The sequence below is a fragment of the Collinsella sp. AF15-51 genome (assembly GCF_003462845.1).
Lineage (GTDB): Bacteria > Actinomycetota > Coriobacteriia > Coriobacteriales > Coriobacteriaceae > Collinsella.
The window spans coordinates 217484-231648 of the sequence record NZ_QRYG01000002.1; the positions used below are offsets into that span (position 1 = coordinate 217484).

Consider the following 14165-nt stretch of genomic DNA (forward strand, 5'->3'; position numbering starts at 1 on the left):
GTGGTGGTTTTAGGCGGGAAGGTCGGGGAACCAGGTTGGTTTGGGCTGGTTGGGGGTGCGCTCGGCCAGGACCAGCTCCATCCAGCACATGTCGTACCAGCGGCCGAACTTTTGGGCACAGCGGTCGAAAGCACCCACCAAGCGATATCCCATATGGGCATGGAAGTCCTGGCTGTTGTGCGTTAGATACTCGTCGTCCTTGTCGTGCGGCACGGCGATGAGCGCGCACATGTTGGTGATGCCCATCGCGATCAGGCACTGCTTGAGCGCATCGTGCAGCTTGCGGCCCAGCCCGCCGTGGCGCACGTCGCGTGCCAGGTAAATCGACGTCTCGACCGACCAGTCGTATGCCTCGCGGCTGTTGAGCGGACTCGCATAGGCATAGCCTACCGGACGCCCGTCCAGCTCCATCACCAGATACGGATAGCGCTTGAGCGTACGCTCGATGCGCCCGGCGAACTCCTCAACGCTCGGCACCTCGTATTCGCAGGTAATCGCCGTCTGGCGCACATACGGCTCATAGATGGCAAGCAACGCCGGCGCGTCTTCGGGCGTCGCCAGGCGAATCGCCGGCTCGGACATCTCGGTCATACAACCCTTCTCTCTCAAAAACAAAGGCCGCCTTGCGCCAAACCCAGCGCAAGGCGGCCCCTCGTCATTACATCAGGCTACAGGACAGCCGCCAGCGCGTCGATGTCCTCCTGCGTCGTGGCCCAGCTGGTGCAAAAGCGCACCACCGTGTGGGTATCGTCGTACTTTTCCCAGTACTCGATCGCCGCATGCTCGCGAATGCGGGCCATGTCCTCGTTGGGCAGAATCACGAACTGCTGGTTTGTGGGCGTCTCCAAAAAGAACTGGTAGCCGCGCTCGTGCAGCACGCGGCGCAGCGCCTGGGCCGTCTGAATCGCCTGTCGACCAATCTCAAAATACAGGCCATCGGTAAAGAGCGCCTCAAACTGCACGCCCGTCAGGCGGCCCTTGGCCAACAGCGCGCCGTGCTGCTTAATACGCGGAATGGGATGCGCCGGAGCGTGCATGCCGCAGAACACCACAGCCTCGCCGCAAAGCGCGCCGCACTTGGTGCCGCCGATGTAGAACACATCGCACAGCTGCGCCAGCTCGGGCAGGGTAATGTCGCACTCATCGGCCGCCAGTGCATAGGCCAGACGAGCACCGTCCACAAACAGCGGAATCTCGCGCTTCTGGCACACCGCGTGAATCGCCGCGAGCTCGGCCTTGGAGTACAGCGTGCCGTACTCGGTCGATAGGCTCACGTACACGGCACCCGGGAACACCGTGTGCTCGTAGCTCTCGTTTTCGTAGAACACCTGGATATAGTTCTCGAGGTCCTCGGCGTGCATCTTGCCCTCGTAGCCGGGGATGGTGAGCACCTTGTGGCCGCCAAACTCGATGGCGCCCGCCTCGTGACAGGCGACGTGGCCGGTCTCGGCGGCAACAACGCCCTCGTAGGGCGCAAGCAGCATGTCAATCACCGTCGCGTTGGCCTGCGTGCCGCCCACCAGAAAAAACACGTCGGCATCGGGGGCCTGACAGGCCTCGCGGATAAGCTGCTTGGCACGCTCGGTGTGCGCATCGGTACCGTAGCCGGGCTGCGGCTCCATATTGGTGTCGACGAGCGCCTGCAGCACTGCCGGATGTGCGCCGTGGGAATAATCGTTGTTAAACGCGAGCATGGCAATCCTCTCTTACCGGGTATCGGCCAGATGATTCAAACGGAGCTATTGTACGCCGTTGGGATAGGCAATGCGCGCGGCAAGGCACTCAAGCGCCAGCACCAGGGCAAAGCCGCAGCTCACATCGCTCAAAAAATGCGCTCCGATCACGATGCGGCCAAAGGCGACGAACGCTGCAACAACAACCGCCGCCCAAAAGATTACACGGCGACGCGAAGGTTTTTCCGTAAAGGCTGCCGCGGGAAGCCCGGCGAGCATAAGGCCGATCGCCGCATGCGCCGTGTGTCCGCTCGCAAACGACTTGAAGCCGTCCTTGATCACGCCGGCGGCGATATAAGTCCATTTGTCGGGATTGCCGATCACCCACCACGGCTGAAAATCGAGTCCCTGCGTCACCTCGATCACGCGCATGCGCGGGCGCGACCACAGCGGCTTGACGATCACGTTGAGGATAATGGCCTGAGCGACCCACACGGCAAGTACCATCAACGCCCAGCGCGTGAGCTCATCGGGGTCGGTGTCGCGCGTGAGGCGATAGACGATGAGGTTGGCCGCAATGACCAATGCAAACGTCAGAACCAGCTGAACCGCGATGAGTTTGCCGCCAACCCGCAGGGACGAAACGATCTCGTAGCCGGCCAGGCCGATGTTGACGAGGATGCCAAGCACGGCGAGCCATTTGCTCCCCCTGGAGTCGGGACGTGCCGAGCGCACGAGCATAACGCCCGCGACGCTCGCCGTCAGCTCGAACGGCAGCTCGCCGGCGGCCTCGATAAAGCGGCCGTACATGCTGCCGATGTTGAACAGCGCGCTCGAGATCTGATAATCGAAGAAGCTGCCCACGCCCAGACAAAGGCACAGGGCAACCGCGATAATGGCGACATCTTTCTTATAGATGTATCCGAACATGCTTTCCTTTCGATGAGGCCAGATTGCCCAAATGGGGTGTTTGCAGCGTCGACCCATTAGTCGTCATCGCTGACGCCCAGCTGCTGCAGCAGCATGAGCGCCGCGGCCACGGGGCCGGTGCCGTCGTTGGCGTCGAGACCGCGACCCAGGCCGCTGCCCGCACCGGCGCCCGCCTTGTAGGGCACCGACAGCTTGCGGCTCTTGGGGAAGTTCACCGCACCGTAGCGGGTCTTGAGCTCAAAGGCCACCTTCTTGGGCACGTCGACACCCAAAAAAGTGATGCGTCCGCCGCTGAGCGTGACACTCTCGAGCCCCAGGCGCTCGCCGCGAATGCGGATGCGCGCGCGGTTGAACAGGTTGAGCCCCGCCAACGGCAGCTCACCGTGCGCGGCCTCGGTCTCTTCCTGTACCTCGTCGATGCTCTCCAGGTCCTCGGCCGCCGCGAGCTTGCGGTACACGAGCACGCGCTGGTCCACCGCCGGCAGGTACTCCTCGGACAAGAAGTAATCGGCCGGCAGGTTAATGCCCACGCTCGCCGCCTCCACGCCGGCGTCGTCATCGCCGCGCGCCTCGGCCACGGCCTGGCCCAACATCTGCGTAAACAGGTCAAAGCCCACGCTCGACAGGTTGCCGTGCTGCTCGGCGCCCATCAGCGAGCCGGCGCCGCGAATCTCCAGGTCGCGCATGGCGATACGCATGCCGCTGCCCAGGTCCTGGAACTCGGAAAGTGCAGTCAGGCGCGCCGTGGCCTCCTCGGTGAGCGGCAGCTCGCCCGGGAACATAAAGTACGCGTAGGCCTGCGTGGCCGAGCGACCCACACGGCCCTTGAGCTGGTAGAGCTGTGCCAGACCCAGGCGCTGCGAGTCCTCGATGATGAGCGTGTTGGCGGTCGCGTTGTCGATGCCGCTCTCCACGATGGTCGTGGCGATGAGCACATCGATCTTTTTGGTCGCGAACTCGATCATCACGTCCTCGACCTCGCGCGGGCTCATCTTGCCGTGCGCCACGCCCACGCGCGCCTCGGGCGCGGCCTCGTGCACGCGTGCCACAGCGTCATCGATGGTCTTGACGCGGTTGGACACGTAGTACACCTGTCCGCCGCGACCCACCTCCAGGCGAATCGCCGCGCTCACCACGTCGGGGTCGTACTCCCCCACGTGCACGATCACGGGGCGGCGCCCAGTCGGCGGCGTGGTAATCAGGCTCATATCGCGCACGCCGCTCGTGGCCATCTGCATGGTACGCGGGATGGGCGTGGCCGAAAGCGTGAGCACGTCAATCTGCTCGCGCAGGTTCTTGAGCTGCTCCTTGTGCTGCACGCCAAAGCGCTGCTCCTCGTCAATGATCACCAGGCCCAGGTTCTTGGGGTTCACATCGGCCGAAAGCAGGCGGTGCGTGCCGATGAGCACATCGATCGTGCCCTCGGCAAACGCCTTGAGTGCGCGCTTTTGCTGCGCCGGCGTACGGAAGCGGCTGAGCACCTCGACCTCCAGGCCAAACGGGGCAAAGCGCTCAAAGAACGTCTCGTAGTGCTGCTGGGCCAGAATGGTCGTGGGGCAGAGCACCATGACCTGGCGACCGGAGTCCACGCACTTAAAGGCTGCGCGCAGGGCGACCTCGGTCTTGCCGAAACCCACGTCGCCGCACAGCAGGCGGTCCATGGGCTTGGGTGCCTCCATGTCGGCCTTTATGTCGGCGATAGCCTCCAGCTGGTCGCGCGTCTCGTCGTAGGGGAAGCTCTCCTCCATCTCGATCTGTTCGGGCGTATCGGGCGGACAGGCGATACCGGTAATCGAAGAGCGGCGCGTATACAGGTCGACCAGGTCAAACGCCAGCTTTTTGGCATTCTTGCGCGCCTTGTTGGTGGCACGCGTCCAGTCGGCGGTGTTGAGCCTGGTCAGGCGCGGCTTGTCGCCGTCGGGACCGACATAGCGCGTGATGCGGTCGACCTGCTCCAGCGGCACATAGAGTTTGTCGCCGTCGGCGTATTCCAACAAAAAGTAGTCGCGCTCCTTGCCGCCCACTTCCTGGCGCGCGATCTCGCTAAAGAGCGCGATGCCGTGGGTGGCATGCACGACGTAGTCGCCCGGCTTAAACGGGAAGGTGATCTGCGTAATGTCAACCTTTCGGCGGCTACGCGCGCGGTTGGCATCCATGCGGGCGTTAAGGTCGGCGATCGAGAACACGGCCAAATTGGCATCGGGCACCACCACGCCCTGCGGCAAGGCGGCATCGACAAAGGTCACGCGTCCGCGCGAGATAGTGGGCACGGCAGCACCGGCGGCAGCCTGGGCGGCACCCGCCTCGAGCGAGCGAGCGTTGAGCGCGTCGGCGCGGCGCTCGCGAATGGAAGCATGGGCCTCCTGGCGCGCGGCACGGTCGGCGGAATCCGCTGCTGCCACGCGCACGCGGTCGCCGATAGCGCCGGCATTTTCGGGGGCGGCCGTCAGCGACTCCTCAAAGGTAACGCCCTCGTCGCCAAAGGTGAGCTCCATCGACTCGCGCGCACCGCGGTCGGGGATGGCAAACACGCAGGCATAGCGCTTGCCCACGACCTCCTGGATGCGCGTCATAAAACGGTTGTCCGAGCCTGCGATGGCAGGCTGCTCAATCTTGAGCTCAGCCGTCACCGCACCGCCGGCACGGATGAGGCTCACATAGTTCAGGCGTTGCTGGGAGCCAAAGTCGAGTTGCTGGGCACGCACGTACAGGCCGTCCAGACGGTCGACCCCCGCCTCGCCGGCACGCGCCTCGATATCCTCGTAGGCGCGCAGGCAATCATCGAACAGCGAGCGCGGCTCGGACAGCACCACGAGCGCCTTGCCGATCACATGCGACAGCGGGCTCACGGTCTGGCCGTACATCACCGGCAAAAAGCGGTCGAGCTCGGGCGTGACGATGCGCGCATCCACCATCTCGAGCAGCGCCGCCAGCTTGCTATCGCTCTGGCTGGCGCGATAGAGCGCCACATGCATGTTATGGACCGCCTCGTCGGTGAGCGCCAACTCGCGGCACGGGAAGATCTCGATGCTGTCCTCGTTGCCGATGGTCTGGCCCGTTGAACTCACCATGCGGCGGATGCGATCAATCTCGTCGCCAAAGAACTCAATGCGCACGGGTGCCTTCTCCTGCGCGGGGAACACCTCGACGGTATCACCGTGCACGCGGAACAGGCCGGGCGCGTCGGCGGCACCGGCATTGGTATAGCCCATGCCCACCAGGCGCTGCGGCACCTCATCGAAGGGAATCTCCTCGCCCACCGCAAAGGTTGTCGACTCCCAGTAGCGGCTCTCGACTGGCGGCACGCAACGCAGCAACGCGCGGGCCGAGGCGACCATGATGCAGTTGTCGCCGCGCACGATGCGTCCCAGGGCCTCGCAGCGCTGCGCCACCACGGCATCGTCGGGCGCCTGCTCGCGCCACGGATAGTCCTTGCGCTCGGGGAAGCGGCACACGTGTGCCAGGCCCACATAGGCGGCCAAGCTGCGTGCGGCACGGTCGGCGGCATCCTCGCCGCTCACGATGTAGACCGTCGGGCGCGGACGGCGCGCAAACTGGGCGGCGGCCATAAGCGTGCGGCCCGACTGCGACACGGCCAACGTCACGTCCTCGCCGGCATCGAGCCCGGCCTCGACGGTCTGCAGCGCCTCGGCAGTGTAGAGCTGCGCGGCTATACGGTGAATGAGCATGCTGTTCCTCCGGCATCGCAACGCCAAAAGCCCGCCGGGGCAAGCTCGACGGGTCGTACGTCAAATACATTGTCTGTCATGGTAGCGCATGGAAAGAACTCCGGTTCAAGGGCAAACCCGGCCCCGCAAAAAACGCCAGACGAAGATGCGTTCCGCCCTACCCCGCTACGCGCACGCTGGGGCACAAATCTGCCAGCGGACACTCGTCGCACTTGGGTTTGCGGGCGTCGCAGATCTCGCGACCAAAGGTAATCCACTGATGGTTGACCGACTCCCAATACTCGTGCGGCAAAATCTTGAGCAGATCCTGCTCGGTCTTGAGCGGCTCCTTGGCATGCGTCTTGGGACTCAACATCAGGCGGTGCGCAATGCGGTTGACGTGCGTGTCCACCGCAATGCCCTCCACGATGCCATACCCCACGTTGAGCACGATGTTCGCCGTCTTGCGTCCCACGCCCGGCAGCTTTACAAGCTCCTTCATGTCGGCCGGCACCTCGCCGCCATAGTCGGCGACGATCATCTGCGCGGCCTCGACGGCATGCTTGGCTTTGCTCTTGTAGAAGCCAAGTGACTTGATGGTGTCTGCCACGTCAGCCACGCTCGCCCCGGCCATGGCCTCGGGCGTGGGCCACTGGGCAAACAGCCGCGGCGTCACCTTGTTGACCTGCGCGTCGGTCGTTTGCGCCGAGAGTAGCACCGCGATCAGCAGGCGGAAGGGATTCTCGTGGTCCAAAAAGCACTCGACTGGGCCATAGCGACGGTTGAGGCGCTCGCACACCTCGATGGCGCGCTCGCGCTTGGCGGCATTGGTCTCGCGTGGCATAACGACTCCTCGGCTCAACGGCACAATAAACTTATAGGCACAATTGTCCCACGTCCGAGACGCTTACGCCTCCAAGAATGCGCCGGTCTGACGGCTCCACAGGCTCGCGTACTCGCCACCCGCCTCGACGAGCTGCGCATGCGTGCCGTCCTCGACAATCTCACCATCGGCCAGCACCACAATGCGGTCGAGCGCCGCCACGGTGGACAGGCGGTGCGCCACCACAATGGAGGTGCGCCCGCGCATCAGGTTCTCGAGCGCCTCCTGCACCAGCGCCTCGGACTCGCTGTCAAGGGCAGAGGTCGCCTCGTCGAGCACCAGAATCGGCGCGTCGGTGAGGATGGCGCGGGCGATGGCCACGCGCTGGCGTTGGCCGCCCGAAAGCTTGACGCCGCGCTCGCCCACCATGGTGTCAAAGCCGTTGGGTAGGCGGTCGATAAACTCGGTCGCATTAGCCAAGCGAGCCGCCTCGCGGATCTGCTCGTCGGTGGCGTCGGGACGTCCGTAGGCGATATTCTCGCGAATGGAGCGATGGAACAGCAGCGCTTCCTGCGGCACGTAGGCAACCTGGCGGCGCAGGCTCTGCTGCGTGCAGCGCGAGACATCCTGACCGTCCACGAGCACGCGGCCGCCCTGGACATCGTCCAGGCGCAGCAGCAGCTTGGTGAGCGTCGTCTTACCCGAGCCCGATTTGCCCACCAGGCCCACGCGCTGGCCCGCCGCCACATGAAGTGTCAGGTCATCGAACACGTTCTCGCCCGCCGCAGCGTCACGGTACGCAAAGCTCAGGTGCTCAAAATCAATCGCGCCCTCGCTCACCTTGAGCTCGGGGGCATCCGGGTCGTCTGCCACCAAGCGTGGCTCGTCCAGCACGCGCGTCATCTCGGCCGCATCGCCCAAAGCGCGGTTGATACGCTGCATCATGGAACTCACGTAGTTCAGGCGCATGGTGAGGTTATAGGTGTAGGTAAAGATCATGACGAGCGAGCCGGCCGAGATGCCAAACCACGCGTTGCCGCCCGCCACGAACACACTCACCACGGCCATGGTGATGACGATAAGGCCCGAGGTCGTAAAGTTGCGCTGCATCATGGCGTGCATCGATACCGTTTCGGCATCGCGCGCGGCACGGTCGGCGGCATCGAACAGATCGCGTTCAAAGTCCTCGCGCCCGCAGGTCTTGACGGCCAAGATGTTCGTGACCGCGTCGGAGAGCACGCCCGAGAGCTTGTTCTGCGCGGCGGACGTCGCGGCCGAAAGCGGCATGATGCGCTTGTACATAAGCCAGACAAACGCGATGTAGACGACCATGATGCCCACCAGGATCACGGTAAATGCGGGCACCACCGGAGCGAGCGCCGCCACCGTGCAGACAACCGAGGTGATAGTGGGGATGAGCGAATACACCGTCACGTCCACCAAACCCGTGTAGCCGCTCATAAAACGGCTCGTCTGGCTCACAAGCGATCCGCCAAATCGACTGGTGTGGAATGTCATGGATTGATTGGAGAGCGTGTCGAAGCACAAGCGCGCCAGGTGATAGTTGCCCGCAATCTCGAGCTTGTAGACGGTGTAGTCCTGCAGCTTGGAGAGGACCTGGCCTACCAGGTTAACGAGCACGAGCGCCAGAATATAGGGGCTAAAGACCTCAAACACCTGGTCGCCTGCCACGGGGCCGGCCTGGACGCGGTCGACGATAAGCGCCATCACGTAGGTGTTGGCAAACGTAAGCAAAAAGATATAGCCCGCCGACGAGAATACCGAGAGAAAGACGATCAGCGGCTGCGTGCGCGTGACATCCCAAAAACGCTGCAACGTGCGGCGCACGGTGGAGCGCTTGAGCGGACTGGTGCTTTTCTGAGACATAGGCTTCCTTTCGCGTCTGATAGGGCGAACCGTCATTGTTGCACACTAAAGCGCGCTTCAGGCACGTACGACACGAAAAGCGCCCGCGCTCCGCGCTCGCGCAGACGCCCCGCCGTCAGGCACGGCTAGTCCTTGTCTTCTTGGTCTGCGGGCAGGCCCGCGGACGTGAGTCCCAAGATCGCGTCGGCCTCGTCGGCATCCTCCAAGGCGTCGATGTCCTTGAGCTTGCGCTCCATAACGTTGGTGCGCGTGGTGATGATGCCCTCGACCGTCTTTCCCGCGGTCTCGATCTGCTGTTGGGCGCGACGCAGCGCCGCCTGATAGCGCGGCAGCTCGGCCTTGACGGCGGAAAGCACGCGCAGCACGTCGTCGGTGCGCTTTTGCAGCCTAAACGTCTGGTAGCTCATCTGCAGGCTGTTGAGGATGGCCGCCATGGTGCTGGGACCGGCAACGTTGACGTGATAGTCGCGGCCCAGGGTCTCGATAAGCCCAGGGCGCGTGACGATCTCGGCGTACAGGCCCTCAAACGGAACGAACAGAATGCCAAAGTTGGTGGTCGCGGGCACGCTCAGGTACTTTTCGCAGATGTCCTTTGCCTCGCGCTTCACCATGGTGTCGAGCGTCTTGCGCGCGGCGGCGACGGCCTCCGCGTCGCCCGACTCCTGGGCGTCGAGCAAATGCTCATACGCATCGCCCGGGAATTTGGAGTCGATTGGCAGCAGCACGGGGTCGCCCTCGTCTACCGGCAGCTTGACGGCAAACTCAACGCGCTCCGAGGCGCCGGGCTTGGTGGCGACGTTTTCCAGATACTGGTCGGGCGTAAGGATGTCCGCCAGGATCGCGCCCAGCTGCACCTCGCCCAAAATGCCACGCGCCTTCACGTTGCCCAGCACGCGTTTAAGGTCGCCCACGCCGGTGGCGATAGATTGCATATCGCCCAGGCCCTTATACACGGCCTCGAGCTGGTCGCTCACCTGCTTAAACGATGCCGACAGACGATCGTTGAGCGTGCGGGAGAGCTTCTCGTCCACCGTCGCGCGCATCTGATCGAGCTGCGCGTTGTTGTCCTTGCGGATGGCGCCCAGCTGGGCATCGACCGTCTCGCGCACCTTGTCCAAGCGGTGCTCGATGCCTTCGCGGTTGGCGCCAAGCTGTTGGGCCGTCTCGCGGCGCAGGTCGTCCATGCGGTCGCCGGCCTGCGAGAACTCACGCGCGATGGTCAGGTAGCGTTGCTGCTCCACGGCCGCATCGGTCGTCTGCTGCTGCGCGATGGCGTTTGCGGTGCGTCGGGTTTCGGCCAACGCGACGTTGAGGGTATCGAGTGTACTGTTGGCCTGCTCGAGCGCCGCGAGCGTCTCGGCGTCGCTGTCGCCACGCTCCCGCAGCTCGGCACGAAGACCTTTAAGCTGCAGGGCGCAAGCCACAGCAACCCCCACCGCCACCAAGGCAATCACAACAAGCACAATATCAATAGCAGACATAAACTCCGCCCAACAAACCCAATCGAGCACCAATCAAAAACCGCGATTAATCTTACCCTGTCAAACGCAGCTCATGTCCAATCGAGCGCAGACAAGTTACCTTTGCGCTATGGGTGCTGGTCTGCTAGCTCTCCCAGCTGGCGCGGATAGTTGCTGCGACATCCCCCAAGCGCTGACCAAGAGCTGCCAAGTGCTGAAGTACCTCATTGGGCGAGGCGCCGTTGAGAATGCACGTGAGGGCATATGAGGCCAAGAAGATTGTCGCGAGCCCCAGCGGAATCAGCACGATCATCGCCAGCGTACGCAGGCGCTGGGCCCAGCGACGGTGACGCGCACGACGCTTGTCGAACGCGAGCTCCTGCGCATATGAATCTTGCTGTACGGAATAGGCCTCTGGTGCCGATTCACACCCGGGCACAGCTGCAGGTACAGCAGCGGGCACGACATTTTGCGCAAAGGGCTGGACTGCCGCCCCTTGCATTTGCATCTCCATGAGTCGTTGCTGCTGACGCAGCATGCGCTCAGCTTGTTGCTGCGGAGTCTCAAGAAACAAATCCATGCTGGCCTCCAAAATCGGAGCATTCGACGCTTACGCCCAGCATCCCGCACCGCCATGACCGCGACAACGCAATCCGTAGCAATAGCCGCAAAGTTTCTTGTTGACAAAAGCTGTCGAAAACCTCAACAACTCCCCTACCAGCACTTTCTCTGAGCTTTTTTATCGAATGGTCTTTTGCCCTTCCGCCAACCCGCCAACTAACCAAAATCTAACCAAAAGCTTGACGAAAATTGTGGAGACCGAGACCCCACACAAAACGTGCCGCCCCAAAAAGGGGCGGCACACAATCTTTAATATCAGCTTTTCAGTAACGAGCACGCGACGACCCGAAGCCGGAGCGCAGGGCGAGGGAAACACCTTTGCCTCGCGCGACCCTGCGGAGCCGTGAGCGAGAGGGAAAGGTATTTCCCCGCCCTGCGCTCCGCAGCAGCCAGCGCCAAGCGCTAGTAGTTCACCACCTGCTCCTCAAAGTACGCCTTGGGGTGGTTACACACCGGGCACACCTCAGGTGCCTCGGCACCAACGTGCAGATGTCCGCAGTTCAGGCACTTCCACACCTTTACGCCCTCGCGCTCAAACACCTCGCCCGACTCAATGCGCTCGACGAGCTTGTTGTAGCGCTCCTCGTGGGCCTTCTCGACGGCGGCGACGCCACGGAACTTCTCGGCGATCTCGGCAAAACCCTCCTCCTCGGCGGTCTTGGCAAACTCGTCATACATCGTGGTCCACTCGTAGTTCTCGCCCGCGGCGGCGTCGCGCAGGTTGTCCAGAGTGCCCGGAACGGCGCCGTCGTGCAGATATTTAAACCACAGTTTGGCGTGCTCGGACTCGTTACCCGCCGTCTCGGCAAAGATATTCGAGATCTGAACGTAACCGTCCTTTTTAGCCTTGGATGCATAGTAGCGATACTTGGTGTGCGCCTGGGACTCACCGGCAAAAGCGGTCTCAAGGTTCTTCTTGGTTTGGGAGCTCTCAAAATCCATAGGTGTACTTCCCTTCAATACATGCCGCCCATAGGCTTTGAGCGGCCTTATTTTATGGTACCCCCTGCCGAAAATCTAAACCTTACAATCCTGTTCTTCAGATTTGCACGGGCTAAATGCTCAGCCAGCGATCGCCCTCGGCTCGGCAAAAGCCCTCACGCTCCAGGTCAGCTAGAATACCCGCGATCAAGTCGCACTCGACCGGCCCGCGACCGGCTGCCGCTTCCATCTCGTTAACGCCCACCACGGTATCAGCAAGCGTAATCCCCGCCGGCTGGCCATCGCGCGCTGCCAGCAACATACGCACGATATGCGCGCGCTTTTGGCGACGTGAGCCCTCAAACTTTGATTGACGGCTATAGCCCGCCGACCGCCTGGACGGATTGGGCAACGTCTTTTTTAGATATGCGCCGTAATCCAGCAACGCGTAATACCACGCGCGCGGCGTGTCGGCATCATCGAGCGGCACGGCAAAGGGAGCGATCTCGTCGGTCGCCGCACCGGGGGCCGCCGGACAGGCGGCTTGGATCAGCGGCACCAGCTCGCGATCGGGAACAGCCGGCATATCGGGAAAGAAGTGATGCAGAAAGACCGTGCGCACGTTGGTCTCCAGATACACGCCCGGAAGATCAAACGCAAACGACCGGATACCCTGCGCCGTTGCCGGGCCAATACCAGGAAGAGCGACCAAGTCACGTGTCTCGTGCGGAAACTCCCCGTCCCAGTCCTCTATAACGCGCTGGGCGGCCTTGTGGAGCGCCAGAGCGCGTCGGTTGTAGCCCATCCCCTGCCAAGCGTCCAAAACATCGGAAGGCGCGGCCTGGGCAAGCGCCTGCACAGTCGGAAAACGATCGAGCCACACCGGCATGCGCGCCTCCACGCGCGGCACCTGCGTTTGCTGCAGCATGACCTCAGAAAGCCAAATGATGTACGGATCGCGTGTGCGGCGCCACGGAAGGTCGCGATAACGCAGGACCCCTTCCGAACGAATCATCGAACGAAAGGGGTCCTGAATCATGGCTATGCTCCTTATGCGGCGCTATTCCTCCCGGCAAGCGCACGCGCAGGTGGCGTACTCGGGAAACGCTTCGCGGTCGGCGAACTTGGGATCGACGGCCGGGAACTGGCGGTGAGCGACGATGTCGCCGAGCGAAACGGAATCGAGGTAGTCGCGCATCAACGCCTGGGCTCCGGCCCACAGGGGATGATAGCAGCACGCGCCCATGCGCGCACAGTCGCCATCGGGTGCGGTGCAATCGTTCATAACCATAGGACCCTGAACGGCCTCGACGACCTGACGAATGGTGACGTCGTCCGGACTGACCTTGAGACGCATGCCACCGTGGACGCCACGCAGGCTCTCCACAATACCGGCCTGGACCAAGCCGTGTTGAATCGAACGGGCAAACGAATACGGGACATTGACCTCTTCGGCAGCGGTGCGAACAGAAAGCAAACACTCCGGATCCTCGGCAAGCATCGCCAACATACGAAGGGCGTAATCAGTCTTCCTCGATATGTCCATTTTTCCCCTTTCAAGGAATACGAACAGCTCGAACGAGCTCCGGGGCCGAGCTTGTGTCGAGACGCTAAATGACCGCAGGACATCCAAATGGTAAATCGGATATCCACTGAATGCCGCGCTTGGAGCGAAATGCATCAGATGCGGCCCACAGTGCAATTTAGTATAACCTAACCCCCTGCTTCGTTGAACAGGTGTTGCGCAACAAAGCTGTTGTTTAGACAGATATGCTTATTAGATTTTACTTGCGTTCCCGAAGGGGCGGGGATTCTGGGCGAAGATGCGCCAGGGCGATCGTTCTATCGAAACAAAGTGCATCAAACGCAAAAAGCCACGTCCGAAGACGTGGCTTTAATTGCGTTGGCGGGAAGTACGGGGCTCGAACCCGCGACCTCCGACGTGACAGGCCGGCGCTCTAACCAAACTGAGCTAACTCCCCAGGCAGACGTTCGCGTTTGTTTCCGCTCGCGTGCGCTGCAGGAATTAGTATACACAGAAGTCTGTCCGGCGCGCAACAACTTTTTTGAAAAAATTTTTCGGTCCCTCCGGGAGGGTCTCCGGGGCCGGCGGGCGCGGGTTAAGTTTGCTGCTCTACAGTCCTGCGCAAGACGGAAAGCACATTAAGTGCTTTCCTTTGCG

At 62.4% G+C, this 14165-nt stretch carries 11 protein-coding genes and 1 tRNA gene; all 12 read right to left on the reverse strand.

The features are described from left to right. Window positions 1–9 precede the first annotated feature (9 nt). A complete protein-coding gene (locus tag DWW51_RS02075; RefSeq protein ID WP_117773282.1) occupies window positions 10–591 on the reverse strand; it encodes a GNAT family N-acetyltransferase in 582 nt (193 codons plus the stop codon). Window positions 592–668: 77 nt separating this feature from the next. Continuing rightward, window positions 669–1694: a low specificity L-threonine aldolase gene (locus DWW51_RS02080; RefSeq protein ID WP_117773284.1), complete on the reverse strand. Its 1026-nt coding sequence runs from the start codon at window positions 1692–1694 to the stop codon at window positions 669–671. Window positions 1695–1739: 45 nt separating this feature from the next. Next, window positions 1740–2603 (reverse strand): phosphatase PAP2 family protein, encoded by an 864-nt coding sequence (locus DWW51_RS02085; protein ID WP_118387427.1) that lies wholly within the window; start codon window positions 2601–2603, stop codon window positions 1740–1742. 56 nt (window positions 2604–2659) lie between these two features. Next, window positions 2660–6292: a transcription-repair coupling factor gene (mfd, locus tag DWW51_RS02090; RefSeq protein WP_117773288.1), complete on the reverse strand. Its 3633-nt coding sequence runs from the start codon at window positions 6290–6292 to the stop codon at window positions 2660–2662. A 157-nt stretch (window positions 6293–6449) separates the two neighbouring features. Next, the gene (nth, locus tag DWW51_RS02095) at window positions 6450–7115 is read right to left on the reverse strand and encodes an endonuclease III (protein ID WP_035136768.1); all 666 of its coding nucleotides are present in this window, start codon (window positions 7113–7115) and stop codon (window positions 6450–6452) included. Between the two features lie 63 nt (window positions 7116–7178). Further along, window positions 7179–8981 (reverse strand): ABC transporter ATP-binding protein, encoded by a 1803-nt coding sequence (locus DWW51_RS02100; RefSeq protein ID WP_117773290.1) that lies wholly within the window; start codon window positions 8979–8981, stop codon window positions 7179–7181. A 125-nt stretch (window positions 8982–9106) separates the two neighbouring features. Continuing rightward, the gene (locus DWW51_RS02105; RefSeq protein ID WP_117773292.1) at window positions 9107–10462 is read right to left on the reverse strand and encodes a DNA recombination protein RmuC; all 1356 of its coding nucleotides are present in this window, start codon (window positions 10460–10462) and stop codon (window positions 9107–9109) included. Between the two features lie 124 nt (window positions 10463–10586). Next, window positions 10587–11021, reverse strand: coding sequence for a hypothetical protein (locus DWW51_RS02110; protein ID WP_117773294.1), 435 nt, complete (start codon window positions 11019–11021; stop codon window positions 10587–10589). A gap of 443 nt (window positions 11022–11464) precedes the next feature. After that, a complete protein-coding gene (gene rbr, locus DWW51_RS02115; RefSeq protein WP_117646627.1) occupies window positions 11465–12004 on the reverse strand; it encodes a rubrerythrin in 540 nt (179 codons plus the stop codon). 112 nt (window positions 12005–12116) lie between these two features. Then, the gene (locus DWW51_RS02120) at window positions 12117–13022 is read right to left on the reverse strand and encodes an adenine glycosylase (RefSeq protein WP_117773296.1); all 906 of its coding nucleotides are present in this window, start codon (window positions 13020–13022) and stop codon (window positions 12117–12119) included. A 21-nt stretch (window positions 13023–13043) separates the two neighbouring features. Next, on the reverse strand, window positions 13044–13529 hold the full coding sequence (locus DWW51_RS02125) for an Rrf2 family transcriptional regulator (RefSeq protein WP_117773298.1): 486 nt from the start codon (window positions 13527–13529) through the stop codon (window positions 13044–13046). A gap of 358 nt (window positions 13530–13887) precedes the next feature. Then, window positions 13888–13965: transfer RNA gene (locus DWW51_RS02130), tRNA-Asp, on the reverse strand. Between the last annotated feature and the right edge of the window lie 200 nt (window positions 13966–14165).

Bases quoted from the DNA above. Each gene is read 5' to 3' on its own strand.
- DWW51_RS02075 (WP_117773282.1), bottom strand. From the start codon at position 591: ATGACCGAGATGTCCGAGCCGGCGATTCGCCTGGCGACGCCCGAAGAC.
- DWW51_RS02080 (WP_117773284.1), bottom strand. From the start codon at position 1,694: ATGCTCGCGTTTAACAACGATTATTCCCACGGCGCACATCCGGCAGTG.
- DWW51_RS02085 (WP_118387427.1), bottom strand. From the start codon at position 2,603: ATGTTCGGATACATCTATAAGAAAGATGTCGCCATTATCGCGGTTGCC.
- mfd (WP_117773288.1), bottom strand. From the start codon at position 6,292: ATGCTCATTCACCGTATAGCCGCGCAGCTCTACACTGCCGAGGCGCTG.
- nth (WP_035136768.1), bottom strand. From the start codon at position 7,115: ATGCCACGCGAGACCAATGCCGCCAAGCGCGAGCGCGCCATCGAGGTG.
- DWW51_RS02100 (WP_117773290.1), bottom strand. From the start codon at position 8,981: ATGTCTCAGAAAAGCACCAGTCCGCTCAAGCGCTCCACCGTGCGCCGC.
- DWW51_RS02105 (WP_117773292.1), bottom strand. From the start codon at position 10,462: ATGTCTGCTATTGATATTGTGCTTGTTGTGATTGCCTTGGTGGCGGTG.
- DWW51_RS02110 (WP_117773294.1), bottom strand. From the start codon at position 11,021: ATGGATTTGTTTCTTGAGACTCCGCAGCAACAAGCTGAGCGCATGCTG.
- rbr (WP_117646627.1), bottom strand. From the start codon at position 12,004: ATGGATTTTGAGAGCTCCCAAACCAAGAAGAACCTTGAGACCGCTTTT.
- DWW51_RS02120 (WP_117773296.1), bottom strand. From the start codon at position 13,022: ATGATTCAGGACCCCTTTCGTTCGATGATTCGTTCGGAAGGGGTCCTG.
- DWW51_RS02125 (WP_117773298.1), bottom strand. From the start codon at position 13,529: ATGGACATATCGAGGAAGACTGATTACGCCCTTCGTATGTTGGCGATG.